Consider the following 22,361-nt stretch of genomic DNA (forward strand, 5'->3'; position numbering starts at 1 on the left):
AGCGTCGCCTCGGTCACCCCGCCGGCACGCCGTCGCGGAACGCCACCATCTCCCCCGCCCCCATCACGGTCCAGCGCTCGTCGCGGGTGAGCGGGCGGGTGGCGACGACGGTGACCACGTCGTCGGGGGTCGTCTCGCGCTCGAAGTCGACGGTCATGTCCTCGTCCAGCAGGGTCGCCGGGCCGAAGGGCGCCCTGCGGGTCAGCCACGCCAGGTTGGTGGCGCAGTGGCACCACAGGAACCGCCCGTCGGTGAGCAGCATGTTGAAGACGCCGAGCCCGTTCAGCTCGGCCGCCAGCTCCCGCACGAAGGCGGTCAGCGCCGCCTCGCGGCGCGGCGGGTCGGGCCAGCGGTCGCGCACCCGGTCGAGCAGCCAGCAGAAGGCGTGCTCGCTGTCGGTGGTGCCGACCGGGCGGTAGAAGCGGAGATCCCGGCCCTTGATGCCCTTGAGCTGGCCGTTGTGGGCGAAGGTCCAGACCCGCCCCCACAGCTCGCGGGTGAAGGGGTGGGTGTTCTCCAGCATCACCCGGCCGCGGTTGGCGCGGCGGATGTGCGAGACGACGACCCGCGACTTGATGGGGTATTCGCGCACCAGCCGGGCGATCTCCGACTCGCAGCTCGGGTGCGGGTCGTGGAAGGTGCGGCAGCCCTTGCCCTCGTAGAAGGCGATGCCCCAGCCGTCGCGGTGCGGCCCGGTGCGGCCGCCGCGGTTCATCAGTCCGGCGAAGCTGAAGCAGATGTCCGTGGGCACGTTGGCGCTCATGCCCAGCAGTTCGCACATGGCGGTCCCTCTCCCCCGCGGCCGCTCAGGCGCCGCGCAACGGCACGACCGCCGCCGCCGGCGGCACGTCGGTGTCGCGGTAGAGGTCGGCCATGGCGACGCGGGCATCGACGGCGGGCAGATCGACCATCGGGTCCGATCCCCGGAACACCTTGTAGGCCCATCCATCCCCTTGGCGGCTGTAGACCTCGACCAGCTGCCGCTCCTGGGACACCAGCACGTACTGGAGAAGGAAGGGCAAATCGAGGTAGCTCTGCTGTTTGAGGGTGCGATCCTTCGTCTGCGTGCCCTCGGCCAGCACCTCGACCACCACGGTGGCCTCACCGACTGTGGTTTCCCGGCCCGTGCACGGCGTGCAGACCACCATCACGTCGGGATAGACGGCGTACGTGTCGGTCTTCAGTTTCACGGTCTCGCTCTGCACCCGGCAGCCGCGCGGTCGGAACACCGCCGTCAACGCCGTGCGCATGTTGAAAACGAGATCGTTGTGGGTGAGCGAGCCGCCAGCCATGGCCGTGGCGTCGCCGCCCGCCGGCCAGACCGCGCCGGCGAGGTACTCGTAGCGGTCGGCCTGCCCCTCCTCCCAGACGAGGAACGCCTCCACCGAAGCGAAGCGCGTCTCAACCCTGTCGCTGCGCACCCGAGCCCCCATCTCCCATCCCGCGGAAAGGACGATAGCGCGGCCGGCCGGCCCTGTCGAATCAGCCCCGCCGCGGCGCCGGGCACGGCGGCATGGCGGGACGGACGCAGCCCTCCAGCGGGCCGGCGGGTCGCTCGGCGAGGCCGATCCAGGCGTCCACCGCGTCGGCGTCGAAGCCGCAGCGGCGCTCGTCCGCCACCTGCATGAGCGGCCGGCGGATCAGCAGCGGCGCCGCCACCAGGAGGTCGAGGGCCGCCGCCGCGTCGAGGGCGTCGGGATCGATCTCGCCGGCCTTCACCGCCGGGGCCGAGCGGTTGAACCACTCCGCCACCGGCCGGTTGCCGAAGAAGGGGCGCAGGCTCTCGCGCGTCCACGGCGCGGCGAGCAGGTCGCGCACCTCCAGCCGGTGCCCCGCCGCCTCCAGCAGGCGGCGCTGGCGCGCGTTGCCGGCGCAGCCCGGCTTCTCGTAGAACACCACCTCAGCCATCGCCTCCTCCCCGTCGCACGTGGGGCGCACGGGCCAGCAGCCCGTCCACCTGCTCGCGGATCTCCTGCTGCACGCGGGCGTCGAGCTTGCGCAGCCAGCGCCGCGGGATGCTCTCGACCCCGTAGGTGGCGCCCGCCAGCATGCCGGCGAGCGCCCCCGTGGTGTCGGCGTCGCCGCCCTGGTTCACCGTCGCCACCACGCAGGATTCCACGGTGTCGGTCTGGAAATAGTGGTGCAGCACCGTCTGCACCGTGTCGACGACGTAGGCCGTGGACAGGCCGCGGTAAGGCTCGAACTTGAAGGCGCGGTGGTCGGCGACCAGGCGGTTGGCGATGTCGCGCACCGCCTTGACGCCGCCGCCGCACAGCAGCGCCTGCACCATCTCCCCGAACGCCAGGGTCGCCGCGTCGGCCAGGGGATGGTTGTGGGTGACGTGGGCCTGTTCCAGGCTCTGGCGCCGGAAGGCCTCGTCCTCGCCGAGCGTCGCCAGCGCCACCGGCAGGTTGCGCATGAGGGCGCCGTTGCCGCCGAGGTGCTCGGCCGGCGGCTCCTCGACCGTGCCGTGCATGATGAAGCGGCGGATGCCGCGCCGCGTGGTGTCGCCGACGTCGACCGGAACGCCCTTCAGCCAGACCGCGAACTCCTCGGCGACGCGGCGCACGTCCCAGGCCGGGCCGGCGAGGATGGCGCGGCCGAGATGGATCGACATCTCGGTGTCGTCGGTGACCTGGCCCGGCTGCAGGCGCAGCCAGCCGCCGCCCTTGAGGTGCTTGTGGACACCGTACTGGTGGGCGATCTCGCCCTTTGTCAGGAATTCGACAGTGGCGCCCAGCGCATCGCCGCAGGCGAAGCCGAGATAGGCGCCGAGCGCCCGGGAATGGAGCAGCGGATCGATCATGCCCGGTACCGTGCAAGGATCGCGCCGCGCCGCCGCGTCACAACAGCGACACCGTGACGCGGTAGTCGCCGCCGACCACGAGGTACTCGCCTTCGCCCTGGAAGGGATAGCGCGGCAGGATGTCGCGGAAGAAGACGATCTTCACCGCCGGCACCCAGGCCTCCAGGATGTAGTCGCCGAACTGGCCGGCGATCTCGCGGTCGACCGAGAAGGAGGACAGGTTGTTGAGGCGCAGCACGGCGGTCCGCCGGTCGGGCCGTTCGAGGATGAAGTGCTCCTCGAAATCGTTGACGCCGCGGTAGAGCCGCATGGCCTGGGTGCCCGCCGGCATCGGCGCGCCCGGCCAGCCCCGGCGCATCCACCACTGGCAGTATTCGTACAGCAGGTCGAGCTGGAGGTGGATGTGGTTGTTGTGGAAGCGGGTCGACGCCTTCTGCTCGCCGTAGCGGTACCAGGCCGTGGAGGCGAAGCGGCGGATCGGCATGCCGTGGAAGGTCGGCAGCAGGCCGAAGCGGCTTTCCACCCAGCCCTTCAGGACCGCCCCTTCGGCGTTGTTGGCATCGAACATCCACCCCTTCAGCAGGCGCAGATAGCTGGCGCGGAAGCGGCGCCGGCCGTCGGCGCCCTCGCTGCCGGAGAAGTCCGGGTTCAGCCCGAACGTCCGGGCGAGATAGCGCTGGAAGACCTCGGCCGCGGCGTCCGCGTCGGCAGACTCGTCGAGCGCCTCGAACAGGGCGGCGTGCTGGCCGCGGGTGCCGTGGATGCGCAGGGCGCGCGGCGCCTCGTTGAAGGCGGTGGTCGAGAGGATCTGCGCCGGGATGCCGACCAGGTTGGTGCGATGGCCGCGCAGCGCCAGCGGCGAGTCCGGTTCGATGCGCCGCCCGGAGGCGTCCCGCAGCTCCGCCCCGACCGCCCAGCCGTCCGCCCCACCATCCACCCCACCATCCACCATGGCACCGCCTTATCCACACTTTTCATAAGGAATAGCGGGAAATGCGGCGGATCGCCAGATGCTACGCCGGCCCGGCTCAGGCGTACACGAACCAGCCGTCCTGCACGAGGTGGCGGCCCACGCCGTCGAGGGTGATGACGTCGCCGTTGCCGAGGTCGACGACGGCGTCGGTGGCCGAACCGTCGACCACCCGGTGGGTCTGGCCGACGGCGAGCTGGATGCGGTCGCCGGCGGCGGCGTCGAAGTCGGTGATGACGTCGTGGCCGCTGCCGCGGGTGTACTTGAACCAGTCGGCGCCGTCGCCGCCGCTCAAGGTGTCGTCGCCCGGGCTGCCCCAGAGGATGTCGCCGCCGGCTCCGCCGAAGATCAGGTCGTCGTCGTCGCCGCCGTGCATGCTGTCGTCGCCGGCGCCGCCCTGGAGGGTGTCGCGTCCGGCCTCGCCCTTCAGCGTGTCGTCGCCGGACAGGCCGGACAGGGCGTCGTCGCCGGCGTAGCCGCGGATGCTGTCGTCGCCCGAGGCGCCGCTCAGGACGTCCGCGGCGGCGCCGCCGTTGACGGTGCGCCCGGCTTCGGCAACGGGTTCGGGCTGCGGAGCGGCGGCGCCGTCGGCCTCGACCACCGTCAGGGTGCGGCCGTACAGGGTCTCGGCGAAGTGGTCGACCGACCAGAAGTAGCCCTCGTCGAGGACGGGCGTGAGGTCCGACATCAGGGTGCCGGTGGTGGCGAACCCGTTGTAGGTGGCGCCGCCGGCGTATTCGTCGAACATGCCGATCATGTGACCGAACTCGTGCGCCGCCAGCTCGTCCTGGTAGGCCGGCCCCCAGGCGGTGTCGGTGTACCAGTTCGTCATGTCGTCGCGCCCGGTGCCGTCCCGGACGGTGACGGTGTAGTGGGCGTCGGCGTCGACGAACGCCACGTCGACGGCGATGGGGAAGAGCTCGACGCCGTCGGTGAGGCACATCTTGCCGCTCCAGATGTCCTCGATCCCCTGCTCCCAGGTGGCCTGCAGCGCGCCGGGGTCCGCGCCGGCGAGGTCGATGCGCGTCTGCACCGTGAAGGTGCTGCCGTCGAAGTCGAGATCGTAGTTCACCGCCCAGCCGAAGCCGCCGTCGGCGCGGTTCTCGTAGTAGCTGGCCGAGAGGGTCATGGCGCGCACTCCGCTTGCGATGGACTGCCGCGGAGTGTGCCTTAACGTTTTCTTAACCTGCTGTGACCAACGCCGGGCCCTGACCATTGTCCCGGCGGGCCGTACGTTCGGAGAGGCCCTCCCCCGTTCGGCGGGCCCTCCCCGCCCGTCCGCTCAGGGCCCGCCCGCCAGGAAGGCGAGCAGCGCCGCCAGCGTCTCCTGCGGCCGCTCTTCCGGCAGGAAGTGGCCGCCGGGCAGCGCGCGGCCCTCGACCCGCGGGGCGTACGGCCGCCACAGGGCGAGCGGGTCGGCGTAGGTCCGCCCCACCACGCTGTCGGCCCCCCACAGCGCCAGGGTCGGCGCCGCGACGGTGCGGCCGGCGAGCCGGTCGCCGCGGTCGTGCTCCAGGTCGATGGAGGCGGCGGCGCGGTAGTCCTCGCACATGGCGTGGACGGTGGCCGGATTGCGGAATGCCTGGAGGTAGGCGGCGAAGGCCTCCTCGCCGAACGCCCCGGTGCCCGAGCCCCAGGAACCGAGCGTGCGTCGCAGGTAGAATTCGGGGTCGAGGCCGATCAGGTGCTCCGGCAGGCCGCCGGGCTGGATCAGGAAGAACCAGTGGTAGTAGGCGGTCGCCATGGCCTGGTCGACCCGCTCGAACACCTCAAGGGTGGGCACGATGTCGACGACGGCAAGCCGCTCGACCCGGTCCGGATGGTCCAGCGCCATGCGGTGCGCCACCCGGGCGCCGCGGTCGTGGCCGCACACGGCGAACCGCTCGAAGCCCAGCGCCGCCATCACCTCGACCTGATCCTGGGCCATGGCCCGCTTGCTGTGGCGGACGTGCGCCGGGTCGCCGGCCATCTTCTCCGAGGCGCCGTAGCCGCGCAGGTCGGCGGCCACCACCGTGAAGCGCCGCGCCAGCTCGGGCGCCACGCGGTGCCACATCGCGTGCGTCTGCGGAAACCCGTGCAGCAGCAGCAACGGCGGCCCGTCGCCGCCGACCGCGGCGAAGATCTCCGCGCCGCTCGTGGCGACGCGACGCCCTGCGAATCCCTCCAGCATGCCCCAGCCCCCCTTCCGCCGTGTTCCGTTCTAGATGGCGCGGCCGCGCCACGGGACCAGGGCCGGCACCCGCGCGCGATAGGCGCGGTAGGCGTCGCCGTGGAGCGCCAGCAGCCGGCGCTCCTCGAACGTCATGCCGATCAGCAGGTAGAGGCTGGCCCACAGGGCAGTCGCCCCGGTGTACGCATCGAGCACGCCGCCCCACAGGAGGAGCAGCCCGCCCGCATACAGAGGGTGCCGGACGTAGCGCCCGGCACCGCCGATGCGCAGCGGGCCGTCCTCGTCCAGCGCGCGGCCGGCGCGGTGGGCACGCACCTGGGCGGTCCCGGCGAAGCGCCCGAGATCGTAGCCGGCCAACCCCCAGGCGAACACGGCGGCACCGGCGACGGCCAGCACGCCCTGCAGCACGACCAGCCAGCCCGGCCGGTCGAACGCCGCACCGGCCAGCAGCCGGCGCCCGCACGCGACCACCAGACCGGCGTGCAGCAGGGCGACGAGGTTGTACGCCAGCCGCGTGTAGGCCCCCAGCCCCAGCCGCGCCTTCACCCGCCGCGACGCCAGCAGGCTGTGGAGGACGCCGAACGACGCCCAGGCCAGCGCGTACAGGAGGTGGGCGGCGGGGGCGGACGCGGGCCTATCCCTTCAGGCGCTTGATGGTGTTGGTCGTGCTCTGGCCGGCGACGAGGTCGGCGAGCAGCACGCGGCCGCCGTAGCTCTGCACGAAGTCGGCGCCGACCACCTGGTCGACGCGGTAGTCCGCCCCCTTCACCAGCACGTCGGGGCGCAGGGTGCGGATGAGCTGTTCCGGCGTATCCTCGTCGAAGATCACCACGAGGTCGACCGAGCTCAGCGAGGCCAGCACGGTGGCGCGCGCGGACTCGCCCTGCACCGGCCGGGTCGGGCCCTTCAGGCGCCGCACGGAATCGTCGCTGTTGAGGCCGACCACCAGCAGGTCGCAGCCTGCCTTGGCCTGGGCCAGCAGCGAGACGTGGCCGGGATGCAGCAGGTCGAAGCAGCCGTTGGTGAAGCCGATCCGCTTGCCCCGCATCTTCCAGCGGCAGAGGCGCTCCACCGCCTCCTCGCGGGTGACGACCTTGCATTCGCCGTGGCGCCACTCCTGCTCGTGCAGGGCGCCCAGCAGCTCCGCGGTGCGCACCACGGCGGTGCCGACCTTGCCGACGACGATGCCGGCCGCCAGATTGGCCAGCCGCGCCGCGTCCTCCAGCGGCACGCCGGCGGCCAGCGCCGACGTCAGGGTGGCGACCACGGTGTCGCCGGCGCCCGAGACGTCGAACACCTCGCGCGCCTCGGCCGGCAGGTGGGCGACCGTGCCGGTGCGGGTGACGACCGTCAGGCCGCGCTCGGAGCGGGTGGCGACCACCGCGTCGATGCCGCAGGCGCCGATCAGGTGGGCGCAGGCGTCGGCCACCTCGGCGTCGCTGTCGGCCGGTCGGCCGGTCGCCTGCATCAGCTCCTTGCGGTTCGGCGTCACCACGGTGGCGCCGCGGTAGCGGCGGTAGTCGTTGCCCTTGGGATCCACCACCACCGGCAGGCCGGCCGCCCGGGCGGCGGCGATGGTCTCGGCGACCAGCCGATCGGACAGCACGCCCTTGCCGTAGTCGGACAGGACGACGGCCCCCACCTCGCGCAGCGCCTCGTGGACCGCGCCGCGCAGGGATTCGCACCACAGCGGGTTGACCCCGACCACCGTCTCGGCGTCGGCGCGCAGCAGCTGCTGGCGGCCGCCGATGAAGCGGGTCTTGACGGTCGTCTGCCGGCCCGGCTCGGCGACGATGCCGGCGTTGTCGCCGGTCTCCAGCGCCACCAGCCGCCGCACCTCGCTGCCGGCGGGATCGTCGCCGACCACCGAGACGAAGCGGCAGACCGCCCCGAGCGCCGTCAGATTGGCCGCGACGTTGCCGGCGCCGCCGAGCATCGCGGTCTCCCGCTCGATGCGCAGCACCGGGATCGGGGCCTCCGGCGACACGCGGTCGACGGCGCCGTAGACGAAGCGGTCGAGCATGACGTCGCCGACGCACAGCACGCGCGCCGTCGACAGGGCCTCGATGTGGCGGGCAAGGTCGCTCATGGCCGCTTCTTACCAACAGCCCGGAAGCGATACAACGAACGTTGTCGGGCCGCAGCAATGCAAGCCGGACAGGGCGCCCCGGCCCCTTCACGCCAAGGTGACTGGCGGGTGAGCGGAGGGCGGGGCTACCTGTTGCAGGAGGAGACCCCGACCGCCCGAGGAGACCCCGTCATGGCCGTGGCCGAGCGCGCCTCCGCCGACCCGCCGCCGGCGCTGTGGAAGCGCCTGGCGCCGCTCGCCGTGCTGGGGGCGGGCCTGGCCGCCTTCCTCGCCTTCGGCGGCGGCGACGCGCTGAGCCTGGACGCGCTGGCCCGCTACCGCGGCGAGCTCACCGGCTTCGTCGCCGCCCACGGCGCACTGGCGGTGGCCGCCTACGTCGGCGTGTACGCCCTGGCCGTCGCCTTCTCGGTGCCCGGGGCGACGGTGCTGACCCTGGCCGGCGGCTTCCTGTTCGGCACCGTCCCGGCCGCCGTCTGCGCCGTGATCGGCGCCACCGTCGGCGCGGTCGCCGTGTTCCTCGCCGCCCGCACCGCGCTGGGCGACGCGCTGCGGCGACGTGCCGCGCCGTGGATCGCCCGCCTGGAGGCCGGCTTCCGCGATCACGCCTTCAGCTACACGCTGTTCCTGCGCCTGGTGCCGCTGTTCCCGTTCTGGCTGGTCAACCTGGTGCCGGCCTTCCTCGGCGTGCCGCTCGGCACCTACGCGCTGGCGACGGCGATCGGCATCGTTCCCGGCGCGCTGGTGTACGCCTCCGTCGGCAACGGACTGGGGGCGGTGCTGGAGGCCGGCGGCGAGCCCGACCTGGACCTGATCCTGGCGCCCGAGCTGATGCTGCCGCTCCTCGGCCTCGCCGCCCTGGCGCTGGTGCCGGTCGCCGTCCGTCGCTGGCGGAGGCGGCGGTGAGCGCGATCCGCTGCGACCTCTGCGTCGTCGGCGCCGGTTCCGGCGGCCTGTCGGTGGCCGCCGCGGCGGCCCGGCTGGGCGTCGACACGGTGCTGGTCGAACGCGGCGCCATGGGCGGCGACTGCCTGAACGCCGGCTGCGTGCCCTCCAAGGCGCTGCTGGCCGCCGCCAAGGCGGCGCACGCCGTGCGGACGGCCGGCCGCTTCGGCGTGAACGGGCACGAGCCGGCGGTGGACTTCGCCGCCGTGCACGCCCATGTGCACCGCACCATCGCCGCCATCGCCCCCCACGACAGCCGCGAACGCTTCGAGGGACTGGGCGTGCGGGTGATCGCCGCGCACGGCCGCTTCACCGGTCCCGACACCCTGGAGGCCGGCGGCACCCGCATCCGCGCCCGCCGCTTCGTGCTGGCGACTGGCTCGCGGCCGCGGGTGCCGCCGATCCCCGGTCTCGACGGCGTGCCCCACCTGACCAACGAAACGCTGTTCGCGCGCACGGCGGCACCGGAGCACCTGATCGTGCTCGGCGGCGGCCCGATCGGCGCGGAGATGGCGCAGGCCCACCGCCGCCTGGGAGCCCGCGTCACCCTGGTGGAGCAGCAGCGCCTGCTGCCGCGCGACGACCCCGAGCTGGTGGCGGTGGTGCGCCGCAGCCTGGCGGCCGACGGGGTGGCGCTGGTGGAAGGCCTGGGGGTCGCCCGCGTCGAGCGCGCCGGCAGCGGCGTCGCCGCCTGGCTGGAGGACGGGCGGCGCCTGGAGGGCTCCGACCTGCTGGTCGCCGCCGGGCGCCGGCCGGTGGTCGACGACCTCGGCCTGGAGGCGGCCGGCATCGCCGCCGATGCCGGCGGCATCCGCGTCGACCGCCGTCTGCGCACCAGCAACCGCCGGGTCTTCGCCGTCGGCGACGCCACCGGCGGGCCGGCCTTCACCCACGTGGCCGGCCACCACGCCGGGATCGTCGTGCGCAACGCGCTCTTCCGCTGGCCGGCCCGCGCCGACGCGGCCCCCCTGCCCTGGGTCACCTACACCGACCCCGAGCTGGCCCAGGTCGGGCTGACCGAGGAGGCGGCGCGCGCCGCCCATGGCGACACGGTCACCGTGCTGCGCCAGCCCTTCGCCGACAACGACCGGGCCCGCGCCGAGGACGCCGCCGCGGGGCTGGTGAAGCTGGTGGTGGGCCGGCGCGGCCGCCTGCTCGGCGTCTCCATCGTCGGCGCCCACGCCGGCGAGCAGCTCGCCCTGTGGTGCCTGGCGCTGACCAAGGGCATGCGGGTGCACGACGTGGCACCGCTGCTGCTGCCCTACCCCACCCTGGCCGAGTCCGGCAAGCGCGCCGCCGGGAGCTGGTTCGAGCCGACCCTGTTCGGCGAACGTACCCGCCGGCTGGTGCGCTTTCTTCAGCGCTTCGGGTAGGCCGAGCGGATTTGCAGCCACCGTGATACGCTTGCCTCCGCCCTCCGCTTGCACAGCATGGGGAGGGCGGGGGCAATGGCGATCCGCCCGGTCCCGTCGACTCCGTCCCCTACGCTCCGCGCCCCCATGCCCCTGCCGCCGCTGACCCGCAGCCTTTCCGCCAAGCTCCTGGTGCTGACGGTGCTGTTCGTCATGCTGGCCGAGGTGCTGATCTACACGCCGTCGATCGCCCGCTTCCGCCTCGCCTTCCTGGAGGAGCGGCTGGCGGCGGCCCACTTGGCGGCGCTGTCGGTCGAGGCGGCGCCCGACCGCATGGTGACGAAGGCGCTCGAGGCCAAGCTGCTGGCCCACGTCGGCGCCCACGCCATCGACCTGATCCAGCCGGATTCGCGGGTCTACATGCTGTCCACCACCATGCCGCCGACGGTGGACGCGGTGGTCGACCTGCGCGAGGCGACCACCGTCTCGCTGATCGCCGACGCCTTCGCCGCCATGGCGCGGCCGGGCAACCGGGTCGTCCGCGTCATCGACCGCTCGCCCAAGGACCCCGCTCTCACCGTCGAGGTGACGATGGACGAGCGGCCGCTGATCATGGCGATGCACGACTTCTCCGGCCGCATCCTGGCGCTCTCCATCGTCATCTCGCTGATCACCGCGGGGCTGGTCTACCTGGCGCTGACCGGCCTGCTGGTGCGGCCGATGCGCCGCCTCACCGCCAGCATGGTCGGCTTCCGCCGCGATCCGGAGCGGGCGGTGCCGGCCTTCGCCTCCGACGGGCGCGACGACGAGATCGGCGTCGCCCAGCGCGAGCTGGTGGAGATGCAGGCGGCCCTGCGGGCGGCGCTGCGCCAGCGCGAGCGGCTGGCCGCCCTGGGCACCGCGGTCACCAAGATCAACCACGACCTGCGCGGCATCCTCGCCACCGCCTCGCTGCTGTCGGAGCACCTCGCCGAGAGCACCGACCCGGAGGTCCGCCGGGTCACGCCGCGCCTGCTCGGCGCCCTCGACCGGGCGGTGGCGCTGTGCGGCCAGACCCTGTCCTACACCCGCGACGGCTCGCTGCCGGTGCACCCCGCGCCCTTGGACCTGCACGCCCTGGTCGGCGAGGCCGGCGACGAGGTCCTGGACTCCCTGCGCGCCGACGGCGTGCGGGTCGAGGCGCGCTGGGTCAACCGGGTGCCGGAGGGGCTGCGAGTCGCCGCCGACCGCGACCAGCTCGCCCGCGCGCTGGTCAATCTCGGCCGCAACGCGGTGCAGGCCGGGGCCGGGGCGGTCACCGTCACCGCCGAGGCGGAGGGCCCCCGCGTCGTCCTGCTGCTCACCGACACCGGGCCGGGGCTGCCGCCGCGCGCCCGGGAGAACCTGTTCCAGCCCTTCACCGGCTCGGCGCGGGCCGGCGGCACCGGGCTCGGCCTCGCCATCGCCCGCGAGATCGCCCGCGCCCACGGCGGCGACCTGGTCCTGGTGGAGAGCACCGCCGCCGGCACCACCTTCGCCCTGGAGCTGCCCGCGTCGCCGGAGGCGAACGGCGCGCATTGATTCCCGCCATCGCTTCGCACAATGTAGGCGCCGCCGGGCACCCCCCGGGACGGGGGCGGCGGGATCGAGCGACGAGAAAGGAACGGGACGTGCAAGGAGCGGGTACGTGGATCGCCTCCGGGGCGATCGGGATTCTGGGCCTCTTCGGCCTGCTGGCGGCCTCCAGGGCGGCGGACGAGGCGTTCTACTACGGCGGCTGGCTGGTCGCCGTCCTGTGCGTCGGCTACCTGTTCCTGGCGATCCACCGCCACTACAACGCCGTCGACGCCGAGATGGCGCGCAAGCGCCAGGCCGAGGCCGAGCGGGGCGGCACCGTCAAGCACTGAGGCCGAGGAGGCGCAGCATGGCATGGGATCCCGACCAGTACGGCCGCTTCGAGGCGCTGCGCCGCCGCCCGGCCCACGATCTGGTGAACGCCCTGCCGCCGATGACGCCGCGGCGGATCGTCGATCTCGGCTGCGGCGCCGGGCAGTTGGCGCGGTCCCTGGCGGCGCGCTGGCCGGACGCCGCGGTCGCCGGCGTCGACGGCTCGCCGGAGATGCTGGCCCGCGCCGCGGCGACGCCGTCGCCGGTGCGCTGGATCGCCGCCGACCTGCGGGACTGGCGGCCGGCGGAGCCGGTCGACCTGATGATCTCCAACGCCGCCCTGCACTGGCTGGACGGCCACGACCGCCTGTTCCCCGACCTGCTGGCGGCGGTGGCCCCGGGCGGCGTGCTGGCGGTGCAGATGCCCCGCAACTTCGACGCCCCCTCCCACGCGCTGCTCTACCGCACGGCCCAGGACGGGCCGTGGGCGGAGCGCCTGGCCGGCGCCCTGCGCGGCACGCCGGTGCATCCCCCGGCCTTCTACTACGACGCGCTGGCGGGCCGCGCCCGCCGCCTCGACATCTGGGAGACCGAGTACCTGCAGGCGCTGGAGGGCGAGCGCCCGGTGCTGGAGTGGACCAAGGGCACCGCACTCCTGCCCTTCCTGGAGGCGCTGGCCGACGACGCCGAGCGCGCGGCCTTCCTGGACGCCTACCAGGAGCGGCTGGCCGCGGCCTATCCGCGGCGTGCCGACGGCACCACCCTGTTCCCCTTCCGCCGCCTGTTCATCGTCGCCCAGAGATAGTCAGAGCGGCCGGCGCGCCTTGAGGGCCGCCGTCAGGGTGCCGTCGTCGAGATAGTCGAGCTCGCCGCCGACCGGCACGCCGTGGGCGAGGCGGGAGACCGCGACGTCGGCCTGGGCCAGCCGGTCGGTGACGACGTGGGCGGTGGTCTGGCCGTCGACGGTGGCGTTGAGGGCGAGGATCACCTCGCCGACCTCGGGGTTGCGGGCGCGCTCCACCAGGGCGGCGATCGTCAGGTCCTCGGGGCCGACGCCCTGCAGCGCCGACAGGGTGCCGCCCAGCACGTGGTAGACGCCGGAGAAGGCGCGCGAGCGCTCCAGCGCCCACAGGTCGCCGGCGTCCTCGACCACGCAGATGGTGGTGCGGTCGCGCCCCGGGTCGGCGCACACGGTGCAGGGGTCGCGGGTGTCCAGGTTGCCGCAGACGGAGCAGGTGCGCACCGCCTCGGCGGCCGCCGCCATCGCCTCCGACAGGGGCACCAGCAGGCCGTCGCGGCGCTTCAGCAGCAGCAGCGCGGCACGCCGCGCCGAACGCGGTCCCAGCCCCGGCAGGCGCGCCAGGAGCTGGATCAGCCGCTCGATTTCAGGTCCGACCATTCGCGGGTGTTCTTGGAAGGTGCATGCGACGGCCCCCCTCCCGACGTCTCCCGCGCGGCGGGAGGCGGATGGGGGGCCGATGCGACAACGTTTCGGTCAGAACGGCAGCTTCATGCCCGGCGGCAGCTTCAGGCCGCCCATCAGCTTCGCCGTCTCGTCGGCCGCCATCTGCTCGGCCTTCGACTTGGCGTCGTTGAACGCGGCGACGATGAGGTCCTCCAGCATCTCCGTGTCCTCGGGATCGACGATGGACTTGTCCAGCTTCACCTTCTTCAGGTCGCCCTTGCCGTTGACGGTGACGCTGACCATGCCGGCGCCGGCCTGCCCGGACACTTCGATGTCGGCCAGCTTCTGCTGCATCTCCTGCATCTTGGTCTGCATCTGCTGGGCCTGCTTCATCATCTGGCCGATGTTCTTCATGGTTTAGAACTCTCCTTCGTCATCGAGCGGGTAGAACACCGCGTCATCGTCCTGCATGAGATCGTCATCGCCGCCGGCTTCCGCAACCGCGGGCACCACGGCTTCCCGTTCCGCCTCCGCCGCGGCCGCGGCGGCGAGGTCGCGGACCTCGGCGATGCGGGCGCCGGGGAAGGTCTCCAGCACGGCCCGCACCAGCGGGTTGGCCTCCGCCTCGGCGTAGGCGCGCTGGCGGATCTGCTGGTCCTGCTCGGCCAGCGTCGGCTGGCCGACCGCGTCGCTGACCGCCACCACCCAGCGCGTGCCGGTCCATTCGCCGAGCAGCTGCCCGGCGCGGTTGGCGAGGTTGGCCGGCGCCGACGGGCCGGGCCGGATCTCCAGCCGGCCCGGCTCCAGGCGCACCAGGTGCACCGCGCCGTAGAGATGGCCGTAGAGCGCCCCCTCGCGGTTCTCGGCGAAGAGCTGCACCAGCGCGCGGAAGTCGCGCGGCATGGGCGCGCGGTCCTCGCTGGGGAGGGCGGCCGGGGCGGCGCGCTGGGCGGTCGGCTCGCGCGCCGGCTCGGCCGCGCGGGCGACGGCGCGGGCCGGCGCGCCGCCCCCCGCCACCGCCACCGGACCGCCGCCCGGACCCCGCGCCGCCGGGCCGGGACCGGCCCCGCCGGCGGGGCCGGCGTTCTGCATCTGCCGCACCAGCTCGCCCGGCGTCGGCAGGTCGGCGGCGTAGGCGAGGCGGACGATCACCATCTCGAGCGCCTGCTGCGGCACCGGCGCCATCTGCACCTCGCCCAGTCCCTTGAGCAGCAGTTGCCACGCCCGCGTCAGCGCCGGCATGCCGAGACGGCCCGACAGGGCGCCGCCGCGGGTGCGCTCGGCCTCCGGCAGCGACGGATCGGCGGCGGTCGCCGGCACCACCTTGAGGCGGGTCAGGTTGTGTACGAGGTCGAGCAGGTCCTGGAGGATCACCACCGGGTCGGCGCCGACCCGGTGCAGGTCGGCGAGGATGTCCAGCGCCTCGGCCGGCCGGCCCGTCAGGGCCGTCTCGAACAGGTCGATGACCCGCTCGCGGTCGGCGAGGCCCAGCATGTCGCGGACCTGCACCGTGGTGACTGCGCCGCCGCCGAGCGCGATCGCCTGGTCGAGCAGGGACAGGCCGTCGCGCACCGAACCGTCGGCGGCGCGGGCGATCAGCGCCGCGGCGTCGGGCTCGATGCCGGCGCCCTCGGCGCCGGCGACGCGGGTGAAGTGCTCCTTCAACACCAGGCTGTCGACCCGGCGCAGGTCGAAGCGCTGGCAGCGCGACAGCACCGTCACCGGCACCTTGCGGATCTCGGTGGTGGCGAAGACGAACTTCACGTGGCTCGGCGGCTCCTCCAGCGTCTTCAGGAGCGCGTTGAACGCGCTCTTGGAGAGCATGTGGACCTCGTCGACGATGTAGAGCTTGTAGCGCGCCGACACCGGGGCGTAGCGCACGCCGTCGATGATCTCGCGGATGTCCTCGACGCCGGTGTGGGAGGCGGCGTCCATCTCGATGACGTCGACGTGGCGGTCCTCGGCGATGGCGCGGCAACTGTCGCAGACGCCGCAGGGCTCCACCGTCGGCCCGCCCTTGCCGTCGGGGCCGGTGCAGTTGAGCGCGCGGGCGATGATGCGTGCCGTCGTCGTCTTGCCGACGCCGCGCACGCCGGTCAGCATGAAGGCCTGGGCGATGCGCCCCGACGCCACCGCGTTGGTCAGGGTGCGGACCAGCGCGTCCTGGCCGATCAGCTCCTTGAACGAGGTCGGGCGGTACTTGCGGGCCAGCACGCGGTAGGCCATGCCGGCGGCCGGTGACCCGGCGGGGCTGCGGCTGGCTGCGGCGCTGTCGGCGACGGTCTGGTCGGTCACGCGGTCTTCCCGGGAAACGGCAAAGCGACGGCCCGCAGCATAGCGGCACCGGTCGGCGCTGTCGCGTGTTCCGTCGGGACTGTCGGGGAGAGGAGGCAAGGTGGGTGGCTGGACGAACGACCCGAGCCGGAACTCGTTACGGCTGCTTCCTTCCGGACCTGACCGGTTTGGCGAGGGACCCGTCCGCCGCCAACCACCCGACCCCAATATCGGCACCCCGCCCCGCCATTGCAAGGCGAATCGTGCCGGGGTGTCTCCTGGCGGAGGAGGTCCGATATAAAAACACGAAGATTGGAAGATGGGAATATTTTGAATTATAACTTGTAGAAAAAACTTCTGATCCTACAATCTTCGGATCTTTGTGTTTGATATCCGAACGCCAATCGGCCCGCCGAGACCCGGCCTATCGGATCGTGTCGTTGTGCAGCACCATCTCGACGGCGAGCTGGGCGGCCGCGAGGTCTTCCAGCGCCGTGCCGACCGACTTGAACAGGGTGATCTGGTCGTAGAAGCGGCGCCCGGCGCGCTCGCCGCGGGTCAGGTCGAAGAGATCGCCGGCGATGTCGTCGGCATGCAGGATGCCGGCCGTCATGGGCTGGACGATGTCGCCGGCCTCCGCGCAGGCGCCCTCGCGGGTGTCGACGAAGACGCGGGCGCGGCGGATGCAGTCGTCGTCGGCCTCGCGCATCTCCGGGGTGAAGCCGCCGACCAGGTCGAGGTGCTGCCCCGGCTGCAGCCACGCCCCCTTGATCAGCGGCTCCTTCGCCAGGGTGGCGCAGGAGATGACGTGGGCGCCGCGCACCGCCTGCTCCAGGTCGTCGGTCGCCTCGATGCGGAACTTCGGCCGGTGGAAGCGGGCCACCACCCTCTTGGCCTTGTCCGGGTTGCGCCCCCACACCAGGACGTGGCGCAAGGGCAGCACGCTGGCGTGCGCCTCGATCAGCTCCGGCGCCAGCGCCCCGGTGCCGACCACCAGCAGCCGATCGGAGTCGGGCCGCGCCAGGTAGGAGGCGGCCAGGGCCGACGCCGCGGCGGTGCGCCGCTTGGTCAGGGCCGCGCCGTCGATCAGCGCCTGCGGCACGCCGGTCTTGCCGTCCATCAGAAGGTACACGCCCTGCACCGCCGGCAGGTCCTGGGCGGCGTTGTCGGGAAAGACGGTGACCACCTTGATGCCGATGGTGCGCCCGGTCTGCCACGCCGGCATCAGCAGCAGGGTGGCGTCGTGCTCGCCGTAGGTCGGCACGGTGTGGTGGTGGCGCAGCGGCACCTCGACCTCGGCGCGGAAGGTCTGCCGGAGCCGTTCGATCAGCATCCGGTGGTGCAGAACGCTGCGCAGTTCGGCGCCGGTGACGGTGCGCATCGGTTCCCTCCCTCGACCTGCGGACCGGGGGTAGGCGCCCCCGGCGCCGTACGGGCGTCAGTGCACGGTGGGCGGAGTCGGCGCGGTCGGCGCCGGCGCCGGCGCCGGCGCCGGCAGGGTCGCCGCGCTGCGGGGCTGGCCGGACACCGGCGGGGTCATCTCGGCGATGCGCTTCTCGGCGGCGGCGAGGCGGGCCTGGGACTCGCGCAGGTCGCGCTCCAGGTAATGGACCCGGTCGGTCTGCACCCGCGCCCGGCGGCGGTTGCCGCCCTGGGCCACCCAGGCGATGAAGCCGCCGGCCAGGAAACCGACGACCAGCGCCACCAGGGTGGCGAGGTAGAGCGGCGCCTCCAGCGAGAACGGCGTCGGCCACAGGGTGAAGACCACCGTCTCGCGGTTGGAGACGGCGAACAGGACCGCGACGACGGCGATCGGAATGGTGACGATCCAGGTCAGGTAGCGCACGGGCAGTGTCCTTGCCAGTTCGTCCGGCCGTCCGCGCGGCGCCGTCAGTCGGTGTTCAGGCGCTCGCGCAGCTGCTTGCCGGTCTTGAAAAAGGGTACGTACTTCTCGCCCACGTCCACCGACTCGCCGGTGCGCGGGTTGCGGCCGGTGCGGGCGTCGCGGCGCTTGACCGAGAAGGCGCCGAAGCCCCGCAGTTCCACCCGGTCGCCGCGGGCCAGCGCGTCGCCGATCTCGTCGAAGATGGTGCCGACGATCTTCTCGATGTCGCGCTGGTACAGGTGCGGATTGCGTTCCGCGAGTCTCTGGATCAGCTCGGACTTGGTCATGGCGGCTTCGATCCCCCCTCGCAGCGGCACGGATTGCTCCCGCACCGTTGCCGGAATCGTGCCAAAAAGCCCCGGCCGACGTCAAGTCGCCCTTGCGTTAAGCCGTTCTGACGAAACCGCTTTCCCGCCGGGAGGCGGGAAAGCGGGTGCGGCGGAGCCGCGGCCGCGTCACTGCGGCAGCGGCGGCGCGTTCGGCGACAGCGAGCGCAGATAGGCGATGACGTTCGCCCGCTCCTGGTCCTTCTTGATGCCGGCGAAGGTCATCTTGGTGCCCGGGATGAAATCCTTCGGATTGTAGAGGAAATGGCTGAGTTCCTCGTAGTCCCAGGTGCCGCCCTTGCCCTTCAGCGCGTCGGAATAGGCGAAGTCGGGATGGTGCCCCTTCTGCGCGCCGACCACGCCGTGCAGGTTCGGGCCGACCTTGTTGGCGCCCCCGTCGTCGAACGTGTGGCAGGCGGCGCACGCCTTGACCGACTTCTCGCCGGCGGCGGGATCCGCGGCGGCCAGCAGCGGTGCGATGGGGGCCGGCCCCTTGGGCGCCTCGTCGGCCGCCGGCGCGGCGCCCTCGGGTGGCGCCACGGCGAACACCGGCTCCTCCAGCTCGTGCGGCTGCACCAGGATGCGCGCGACGAAGCCGCTCAGCATCGCGATCAGCCCGGCCAAAAGAACCGCGCCGAAAACCTTGTTCAACTCCATCCCCGTCATATTCGCCTCTACCCTTTCGTGTTCTTGACCCGACCCCGTGACGGTGGGCGGCACCTTAGCCCGGCGCGCCGGGCTTGTCATCCGCCGACGAACGCGCTTTCATCACGCGGATGGCGGCGCTGCGGCAAGGGTTGACGCGCGGCGCCGATCCGTGGTTCACCCGCGGCGCGATTCCCCGGCCACGATGGATACGCCCCGCCATGAGCACCGAGCTGCCCACGGCCAACACGCCGCCCGCCAATCCCGTCGTCGTCATCCCCGCGCGCATGGCCTCGACCCGGCTGCCCGGCAAGCCGCTGGCCGACATCGGCGGCGAGCCGATGATCGTCCACGTCTGGCGCCGCGCCATGGAGGCGGAGATCGGCCCGGTGGTGGTCGCCGCCGCCGAGCCGGAGATCGCCCACGCGGTCGAGGCGGCCGGCGGCCGCGCCGTGCTGACCCGGCCCGACCACCCCTCGGGCTCCGACCGCATCTTCGAGGCGGTGTCGCTGATCGATCCGGAGCGGCGCCACGACGCCGTGGTCAACGTCCAGGGCGACCTGCCGACGGTGGAGCCGGCGGTGGTGCGGGCCGCCTTCGCCGCCCTGTCCGACCCGGCGGTCGACATCGCCACCCTGGCGGTCGCCATCGTCCGCGACGAGGAAAGGACGGACCCCAACGTGGTCAAGGCGGTGATCGAGCTGCCCGAGTTCTCCAGCCGCGGGCGCGCCGTCTACTTCACCCGGGCCACCGCACCCTGGGGCGGCGGGCCGCTCTACCACCACATCGGCCTCTACGCCTACCGCCGCGCCGCCCTCGACCGCTTCGTGGCGCTGCCGCCGTCGATGCTGGAGCAGCGCGAGAAGCTGGAGCAGCTGCGGGCGCTGGCGTTCGGCATGCGCATCGACGTGGCCGTCGTTGACGCGCTCCCGCTGGGTGTCGATACTCCCGGCGATCTGGAGCGCGCCCGCGCGCTCCTGGCGCGCCGCGCCCACGCCTAGGCGCCTCCCGAACTAGGCGCCTCCCGCACAGGGTCTCCACGACGATGCCGCACTCCAACGTGATCGCCTTCCAGGGCCTTCCCGGCGCCTATTCCGACCTGTCCTGCCGCTCCGTCTACCCGGAGATGCGGACGCTGCCCTGCACGACCTTCGAGGACGCGTTCGCGGCGGTGCGCGACGGGCGGGCCCGCCTCGCCATGATCCCGGTGGAGAACTCGGTCGCCGGCCGCGTCGCCGACAACCACCAGCTTCTCCCCGAAGGCGGCCTGCACATCATCGGCGAGCACTTCCAGCGGGTGAACCACCAGCTCCTGGCGCCGCCGGGGGCGACGCTCGACACGGTCGAGACCGTGCGCAGCCACATCCAGGCCCTGTCGCAGTGCCGCAAGCTCACCCGCAGCCTGGGGCTGACGGAGATCCAGCACGCCGACACCGCCGGCGCCGCGGCCGAGGTGGCCAAGCTGGCCGATCCGCGCCACGCCGCCATCGCCTCGGAGCTGGCCGCCGAGATCTACGGGCTGCAGATCCTCAAGAGCGGCATCGAGGACGCCGAGCACAACACCACCCGCTTCCTGGTGATGGCGCGCGAGCCGAAGGTGCCGCCGGCCGGCGCCGGCCCCACCATCACCACCTTCGTCTTCCGCGTGCGCAGCGTGCCGGCGGCCCTCTACAAGGCGCTGGGCGGCTTCGCCACCAACGGCGTCAACATGACGAAGCTGGAGAGCTACATGGTCGGCGGCCGCTTCACCGCCGCCCAGTTCTACGCCGACGTCGAGGGCCACCCCGAGGAGCGGCCGCTGCGCCTGGCGCTCGAGGAGCTCGCCTTCTTCGCCCGTGAAGTCAAGATCCTCGGCGTCTATCCCGCCAACCCCTTCCGCTATCAGGAAAGCCAGAGGGACGGCGAGGACTGAGTCCGGGTGATCTTTTGCTGCGCGGTGCCGCCGCGGCTCCTCGCCCGCCCGGGCCGTTGCAGGAGCCCTGCGGCATTCGGTCGCAAGCTTTCCCGATCAACGACTTGCCGCCGGCCTCCCGGCTGTGATTCGACGGGAAATTGTGCTATACACTGAGGGTAACGAAGAGCCCGGCTTCAAAGGGCCCGCGATGCGGCGCCCGTTCGAGCGGACGGACGCCGTCCGACCCCGCGGATCAACGCGGCGCGTTGATCGGGAGGGGCGTGCGAGGGACGCCGGCGGGCGGAACTCGCGTGACGCCAGCGGATGGAGGTTGCGATGCTGACCTACGAGGACTGCATCGGTCTCTCCGACCTCGTGAAGGACGAAGTCGCCGAGATCGCGGCGCACGAACGGCTTCCCTACATGGCTGCGTTGGAAAAGGGAGCGGCGTTGCTGCGGCAGCCCTGGGGCGATGCCGCCGTCCGGCAGATGGTGTGGGACAACCTGTGCCGGGAGACGCGGCACCGGAACCTGGAGCGCGCCCGGGAGCTTACGCTCGTCTACCGGATGACCTGCCAACGGCACCCGAACCCTTGCGACCGCCGCCGGTCGCCGGTGCGTTCAAGCCACCCGATCTGGCACGACTGACACCGGATCGGGTGACGCCGGGTAGGGTGACACCGGACCAGGTGGCGCCGGGCCGGGCCGCCCTGCCCGCGGCGCCCGCGCCCGGGACGCGGACGCCGGCCCCGTCCCGTGCCGCCGTCAGGCGTCCCCGGCCAGCCAATCCTCGATCAGGCGCCGGGCGATGGAATCGCCGCGCGGCAGGCGGAACGCCGGATCGTCCGGCGGGGTGTCGCGCAGGCGCGCCTTGCTCACCCACATCGCCGTCTCGACCTCGTCCTCCTGGATGCGGATGTCGCGGTCCAGCGCCCGGGCGGTGAAGCCCAGCATGAGTTGGGAGGGGAACGGCCAGGGCTGGGAGGAATGGTAGCGCACGTCCGTGACGTGCAGCCCGACCTCCTCCAGCACCTCGCGCGCCACCGCCTCCTCCAGGCTCTCGCCCGGCTCGACGAAGCCGGCCAGCACCGAATGCATGCCCGGCGGGAAGCGGGGGTTGCGGTGGAGCACGCAGCCGTCGCCGCCGTCGTGCACCAGCATGATCACCGCCGGATCGGTGCGCGGGAAATGGGTGGTGGCGCAGGCGGCGGCGGTGCAGGTGCGGACGTGGCCGGCCTCGCCGCTGGCGGTGGGGGCGCCGCACACGCCGCAGAAGCGGTGGCGGAGGTTCCACCAGGTCAGGCCGCGGGCGTAGGCGGCGAGCGCCGCGTCGCCCGGCGCCATCAGGCTGCCGACGGCGCGCAGGTCGACGAACCGGGCCCCGGCGGCGACCGCGGGCGCCACCGCCGGGTGTTCCTCCGGCGCCTCCAGCGCCGACAGGTCGGCGGCAAACACCGCCGCGCCGTCGGTGGCGACGCCGAGCAGCACCGGCTCGCCCGCGTCGGTCCAGGGCGGGCCGGCGGGCAGGCGCACGGCGTGCGGCTCGCCCTCCGGCCCGCCGACCAGGGTGCGGGCGCGCCACACCGGGACGACGCCGGTCTCCGGCGCCGCCCATGCGGCGGCCAGCCAGTCCGGGTCCTTGCGCCGGTGGGCGGCCCGGTCCACGGGCGCGCCGGCGTAGATGTTGTGGCGGTTCTGCATGAGGCCCTTGGTGCCACAGTTCCGGACGGCCGGCAA

Annotated in this window: 25 protein-coding genes and 1 other RNA gene; 8 read left to right on the forward strand and 18 right to left on the reverse strand. The window is 73.1% G+C overall.

Annotated features, from left to right (window positions below; genetic code table 11):
• Positions 1-13: 13 nt before the first annotated feature.
• The 9 genes from ACSBPG_RS18315 to rfaE1 form a co-directional block, all read right to left on the reverse strand.
• The gene (locus tag ACSBPG_RS18315; RefSeq protein WP_435538637.1) at positions 14-781 is read right to left on the reverse strand and encodes a class II glutamine amidotransferase; all 768 of its coding nucleotides are present in this window, start codon (positions 779-781) and stop codon (positions 14-16) included.
• A 25-nt stretch (positions 782-806) separates the two neighbouring features.
• Complete coding sequence (locus tag ACSBPG_RS18320; RefSeq protein WP_435538638.1) at positions 807-1,421, reverse strand: Uma2 family endonuclease; 615 nt, start codon at positions 1,419-1,421, stop codon at positions 807-809.
• Positions 1,422-1,482: 61 nt separating this feature from the next.
• Complete coding sequence (locus ACSBPG_RS18325) at positions 1,483-1,908, reverse strand: ArsC/Spx/MgsR family protein (protein ID WP_435538639.1); 426 nt, start codon at positions 1,906-1,908, stop codon at positions 1,483-1,485.
• On the reverse strand, positions 1,901-2,806 hold the full coding sequence (gene draG, locus ACSBPG_RS18330) for an ADP-ribosyl-[dinitrogen reductase] hydrolase (protein WP_435538640.1): 906 nt from the start codon (positions 2,804-2,806) through the stop codon (positions 1,901-1,903). The genes ACSBPG_RS18325 and draG overlap by 8 nt, the downstream gene beginning before the upstream one ends.
• Positions 2,807-2,843: 37 nt before the next feature.
• Positions 2,844-3,758 carry an NAD(+)--dinitrogen-reductase ADP-D-ribosyltransferase gene (locus tag ACSBPG_RS18335; RefSeq protein WP_435538641.1) on the reverse strand — a complete coding sequence of 305 codons (915 nt, stop codon included), beginning with the start codon at positions 3,756-3,758 and terminating at the stop codon, positions 2,844-2,846.
• A gap of 76 nt (positions 3,759-3,834) precedes the next feature.
• Entirely contained in the window at positions 3,835-4,905 is a 1,071-nt protein-coding gene (locus tag ACSBPG_RS18340; protein ID WP_435538642.1) for a calcium-binding protein, read from the reverse strand.
• A gap of 153 nt (positions 4,906-5,058) precedes the next feature.
• Positions 5,059-5,946: an alpha/beta fold hydrolase gene (locus tag ACSBPG_RS18345; protein WP_435538643.1), complete on the reverse strand. Its 888-nt coding sequence runs from the start codon at positions 5,944-5,946 to the stop codon at positions 5,059-5,061.
• A gap of 30 nt (positions 5,947-5,976) precedes the next feature.
• A complete protein-coding gene (locus ACSBPG_RS18350) occupies positions 5,977-6,492 on the reverse strand; it encodes a methyltransferase family protein (protein WP_435538644.1) in 516 nt (171 codons plus the stop codon).
• An 88-nt stretch (positions 6,493-6,580) separates the two neighbouring features.
• Complete coding sequence (gene rfaE1 / locus ACSBPG_RS18355) at positions 6,581-8,035, reverse strand: D-glycero-beta-D-manno-heptose-7-phosphate kinase (RefSeq protein WP_435538645.1); 1,455 nt, start codon at positions 8,033-8,035, stop codon at positions 6,581-6,583.
• Between the two features lie 171 nt (positions 8,036-8,206).
• Between rfaE1 and ACSBPG_RS18360 the strand changes: the two genes are divergently transcribed.
• The 5 genes from ACSBPG_RS18360 to ACSBPG_RS18380 all read left to right on the forward strand — a co-directional run bounded on the left by ACSBPG_RS18360 (position 8,207) and on the right by ACSBPG_RS18380 (position 13,000).
• Positions 8,207-8,938, forward strand: a complete 732-nt coding sequence (locus tag ACSBPG_RS18360; protein WP_435538646.1) for a TVP38/TMEM64 family protein — start codon at positions 8,207-8,209, stop codon at positions 8,936-8,938.
• Complete coding sequence (locus tag ACSBPG_RS18365) at positions 8,935-10,350, forward strand: dihydrolipoyl dehydrogenase family protein (protein ID WP_435538647.1); 1,416 nt, start codon at positions 8,935-8,937, stop codon at positions 10,348-10,350. The genes ACSBPG_RS18360 and ACSBPG_RS18365 overlap by 4 nt, the downstream gene beginning before the upstream one ends.
• 126 nt (positions 10,351-10,476) lie before the next feature.
• Entirely contained in the window at positions 10,477-11,889 is a 1,413-nt protein-coding gene (locus ACSBPG_RS18370; RefSeq protein ID WP_435538648.1) for a sensor histidine kinase, read from the forward strand.
• 89 nt (positions 11,890-11,978) lie between these two features.
• The gene (locus tag ACSBPG_RS18375; RefSeq protein WP_435538649.1) at positions 11,979-12,215 is read left to right on the forward strand and encodes a hypothetical protein; all 237 of its coding nucleotides are present in this window, start codon (positions 11,979-11,981) and stop codon (positions 12,213-12,215) included.
• 17 nt (positions 12,216-12,232) lie between these two features.
• Positions 12,233-13,000, forward strand: coding sequence for a methyltransferase domain-containing protein (locus ACSBPG_RS18380; RefSeq protein ID WP_435538650.1), 768 nt, complete (start codon positions 12,233-12,235; stop codon positions 12,998-13,000).
• Here ACSBPG_RS18380 and recR read toward each other — a convergent pair whose 3' ends face one another.
• The 8 genes from recR to ACSBPG_RS18420 form a co-directional block, all read right to left on the reverse strand.
• A complete protein-coding gene (recR, locus tag ACSBPG_RS18385) occupies positions 13,001-13,594 on the reverse strand; it encodes a recombination mediator RecR (RefSeq protein ID WP_435538651.1) in 594 nt (197 codons plus the stop codon). It lies immediately after the preceding gene.
• 96 nt (positions 13,595-13,690) lie between these two features.
• Positions 13,691-14,014 (reverse strand): YbaB/EbfC family nucleoid-associated protein, encoded by a 324-nt coding sequence (locus ACSBPG_RS18390; RefSeq protein ID WP_435538652.1) that lies wholly within the window; start codon positions 14,012-14,014, stop codon positions 13,691-13,693.
• A 3-nt stretch (positions 14,015-14,017) separates the two neighbouring features.
• On the reverse strand, positions 14,018-15,895 hold the full coding sequence (locus ACSBPG_RS18395) for a DNA polymerase III subunit gamma/tau (RefSeq protein ID WP_435538653.1): 1,878 nt from the start codon (positions 15,893-15,895) through the stop codon (positions 14,018-14,020).
• Between the two features lie 100 nt (positions 15,896-15,995).
• An RNA gene (gene ffs, locus ACSBPG_RS18400) (signal recognition particle sRNA small type) lies at positions 15,996-16,093 on the reverse strand.
• A gap of 205 nt (positions 16,094-16,298) precedes the next feature.
• The gene (locus ACSBPG_RS18405; protein ID WP_435538654.1) at positions 16,299-17,255 is read right to left on the reverse strand and encodes an ornithine cyclodeaminase family protein; all 957 of its coding nucleotides are present in this window, start codon (positions 17,253-17,255) and stop codon (positions 16,299-16,301) included.
• 57 nt (positions 17,256-17,312) lie between these two features.
• Positions 17,313-17,720: a lipopolysaccharide assembly protein LapA domain-containing protein gene (locus ACSBPG_RS18410; protein WP_435538655.1), complete on the reverse strand. Its 408-nt coding sequence runs from the start codon at positions 17,718-17,720 to the stop codon at positions 17,313-17,315.
• Between the two features lie 44 nt (positions 17,721-17,764).
• Positions 17,765-18,046: an integration host factor subunit beta gene (ihfB, locus tag ACSBPG_RS18415; protein WP_435538656.1), complete on the reverse strand. Its 282-nt coding sequence runs from the start codon at positions 18,044-18,046 to the stop codon at positions 17,765-17,767.
• 168 nt (positions 18,047-18,214) lie between these two features.
• Positions 18,215-18,742: a c-type cytochrome gene (locus ACSBPG_RS18420; protein ID WP_435538657.1), complete on the reverse strand. Its 528-nt coding sequence runs from the start codon at positions 18,740-18,742 to the stop codon at positions 18,215-18,217.
• A gap of 209 nt (positions 18,743-18,951) precedes the next feature.
• Between ACSBPG_RS18420 and ACSBPG_RS18425 the strand changes: the two genes are divergently transcribed.
• The 3 genes from ACSBPG_RS18425 (at position 18,952) to ACSBPG_RS18435 (ending at position 21,272) form a co-directional block, all read left to right on the forward strand.
• Entirely contained in the window at positions 18,952-19,731 is a 780-nt protein-coding gene (locus ACSBPG_RS18425; RefSeq protein ID WP_435538658.1) for a 3-deoxy-manno-octulosonate cytidylyltransferase, read from the forward strand.
• Positions 19,732-19,775: 44 nt separating this feature from the next.
• Entirely contained in the window at positions 19,776-20,642 is an 867-nt protein-coding gene (locus tag ACSBPG_RS18430; RefSeq protein WP_435538659.1) for a prephenate dehydratase, read from the forward strand.
• A gap of 318 nt (positions 20,643-20,960) precedes the next feature.
• Positions 20,961-21,272 (forward strand): hypothetical protein, encoded by a 312-nt coding sequence (locus tag ACSBPG_RS18435; RefSeq protein WP_435538660.1) that lies wholly within the window; start codon positions 20,961-20,963, stop codon positions 21,270-21,272.
• A 117-nt stretch (positions 21,273-21,389) separates the two neighbouring features.
• Here ACSBPG_RS18435 and nudC read toward each other — a convergent pair whose 3' ends face one another.
• Positions 21,390-22,325 (reverse strand): NAD(+) diphosphatase, encoded by a 936-nt coding sequence (nudC, locus tag ACSBPG_RS18440; protein ID WP_435538661.1) that lies wholly within the window; start codon positions 22,323-22,325, stop codon positions 21,390-21,392.
• Positions 22,326-22,361: the final 36 nt, after the last annotated feature.

Origin of the sequence: Azospirillum sp. ST 5-10 (genome assembly GCF_051225715.1) — a bacterium.
Classification (GTDB): domain Bacteria; phylum Pseudomonadota; class Alphaproteobacteria; order Azospirillales; family Azospirillaceae; genus Azospirillum.

Coding starts and splice junctions, on each gene's coding strand:
- ACSBPG_RS18315 (WP_435538637.1), bottom strand. CDS start 781: ATGTGCGAACTGCTGGGCATGAGCGCCAACGTGCCCACGGACATCTGC.
- ACSBPG_RS18325 (WP_435538639.1), bottom strand. CDS start 1,908: ATGGCTGAGGTGGTGTTCTACGAGAAGCCGGGCTGCGCCGGCAACGCG.
- draG (WP_435538640.1), bottom strand. CDS start 2,806: ATGATCGATCCGCTGCTCCATTCCCGGGCGCTCGGCGCCTATCTCGGC.
- ACSBPG_RS18335 (WP_435538641.1), bottom strand. CDS start 3,758: ATGGTGGATGGTGGGGTGGATGGTGGGGCGGACGGCTGGGCGGTCGGG.
- ACSBPG_RS18340 (WP_435538642.1), bottom strand. CDS start 4,905: ATGACCCTCTCGGCCAGCTACTACGAGAACCGCGCCGACGGCGGCTTC.
- ACSBPG_RS18345 (WP_435538643.1), bottom strand. CDS start 5,946: ATGCTGGAGGGATTCGCAGGGCGTCGCGTCGCCACGAGCGGCGCGGAG.
- rfaE1 (WP_435538645.1), bottom strand. CDS start 8,035: ATGAGCGACCTTGCCCGCCACATCGAGGCCCTGTCGACGGCGCGCGTG.
- ACSBPG_RS18360 (WP_435538646.1), top strand. CDS start 8,207: ATGGCCGTGGCCGAGCGCGCCTCCGCCGACCCGCCGCCGGCGCTGTGG.
- ACSBPG_RS18370 (WP_435538648.1), top strand. CDS start 10,477: ATGCCCCTGCCGCCGCTGACCCGCAGCCTTTCCGCCAAGCTCCTGGTG.
- ACSBPG_RS18380 (WP_435538650.1), top strand. CDS start 12,233: ATGGCATGGGATCCCGACCAGTACGGCCGCTTCGAGGCGCTGCGCCGC.
- recR (WP_435538651.1), bottom strand. CDS start 13,594: ATGGTCGGACCTGAAATCGAGCGGCTGATCCAGCTCCTGGCGCGCCTG.
- ACSBPG_RS18390 (WP_435538652.1), bottom strand. CDS start 14,014: ATGAAGAACATCGGCCAGATGATGAAGCAGGCCCAGCAGATGCAGACC.
- ACSBPG_RS18405 (WP_435538654.1), bottom strand. CDS start 17,255: ATGCGCACCGTCACCGGCGCCGAACTGCGCAGCGTTCTGCACCACCGG.
- ihfB (WP_435538656.1), bottom strand. CDS start 18,046: ATGACCAAGTCCGAGCTGATCCAGAGACTCGCGGAACGCAATCCGCAC.
- ACSBPG_RS18420 (WP_435538657.1), bottom strand. CDS start 18,742: ATGGAGTTGAACAAGGTTTTCGGCGCGGTTCTTTTGGCCGGGCTGATC.
- ACSBPG_RS18425 (WP_435538658.1), top strand. CDS start 18,952: ATGAGCACCGAGCTGCCCACGGCCAACACGCCGCCCGCCAATCCCGTC.
- ACSBPG_RS18430 (WP_435538659.1), top strand. CDS start 19,776: ATGCCGCACTCCAACGTGATCGCCTTCCAGGGCCTTCCCGGCGCCTAT.
- ACSBPG_RS18435 (WP_435538660.1), top strand. CDS start 20,961: ATGCTGACCTACGAGGACTGCATCGGTCTCTCCGACCTCGTGAAGGAC.
- nudC (WP_435538661.1), bottom strand. CDS start 22,325: ATGCAGAACCGCCACAACATCTACGCCGGCGCGCCCGTGGACCGGGCC.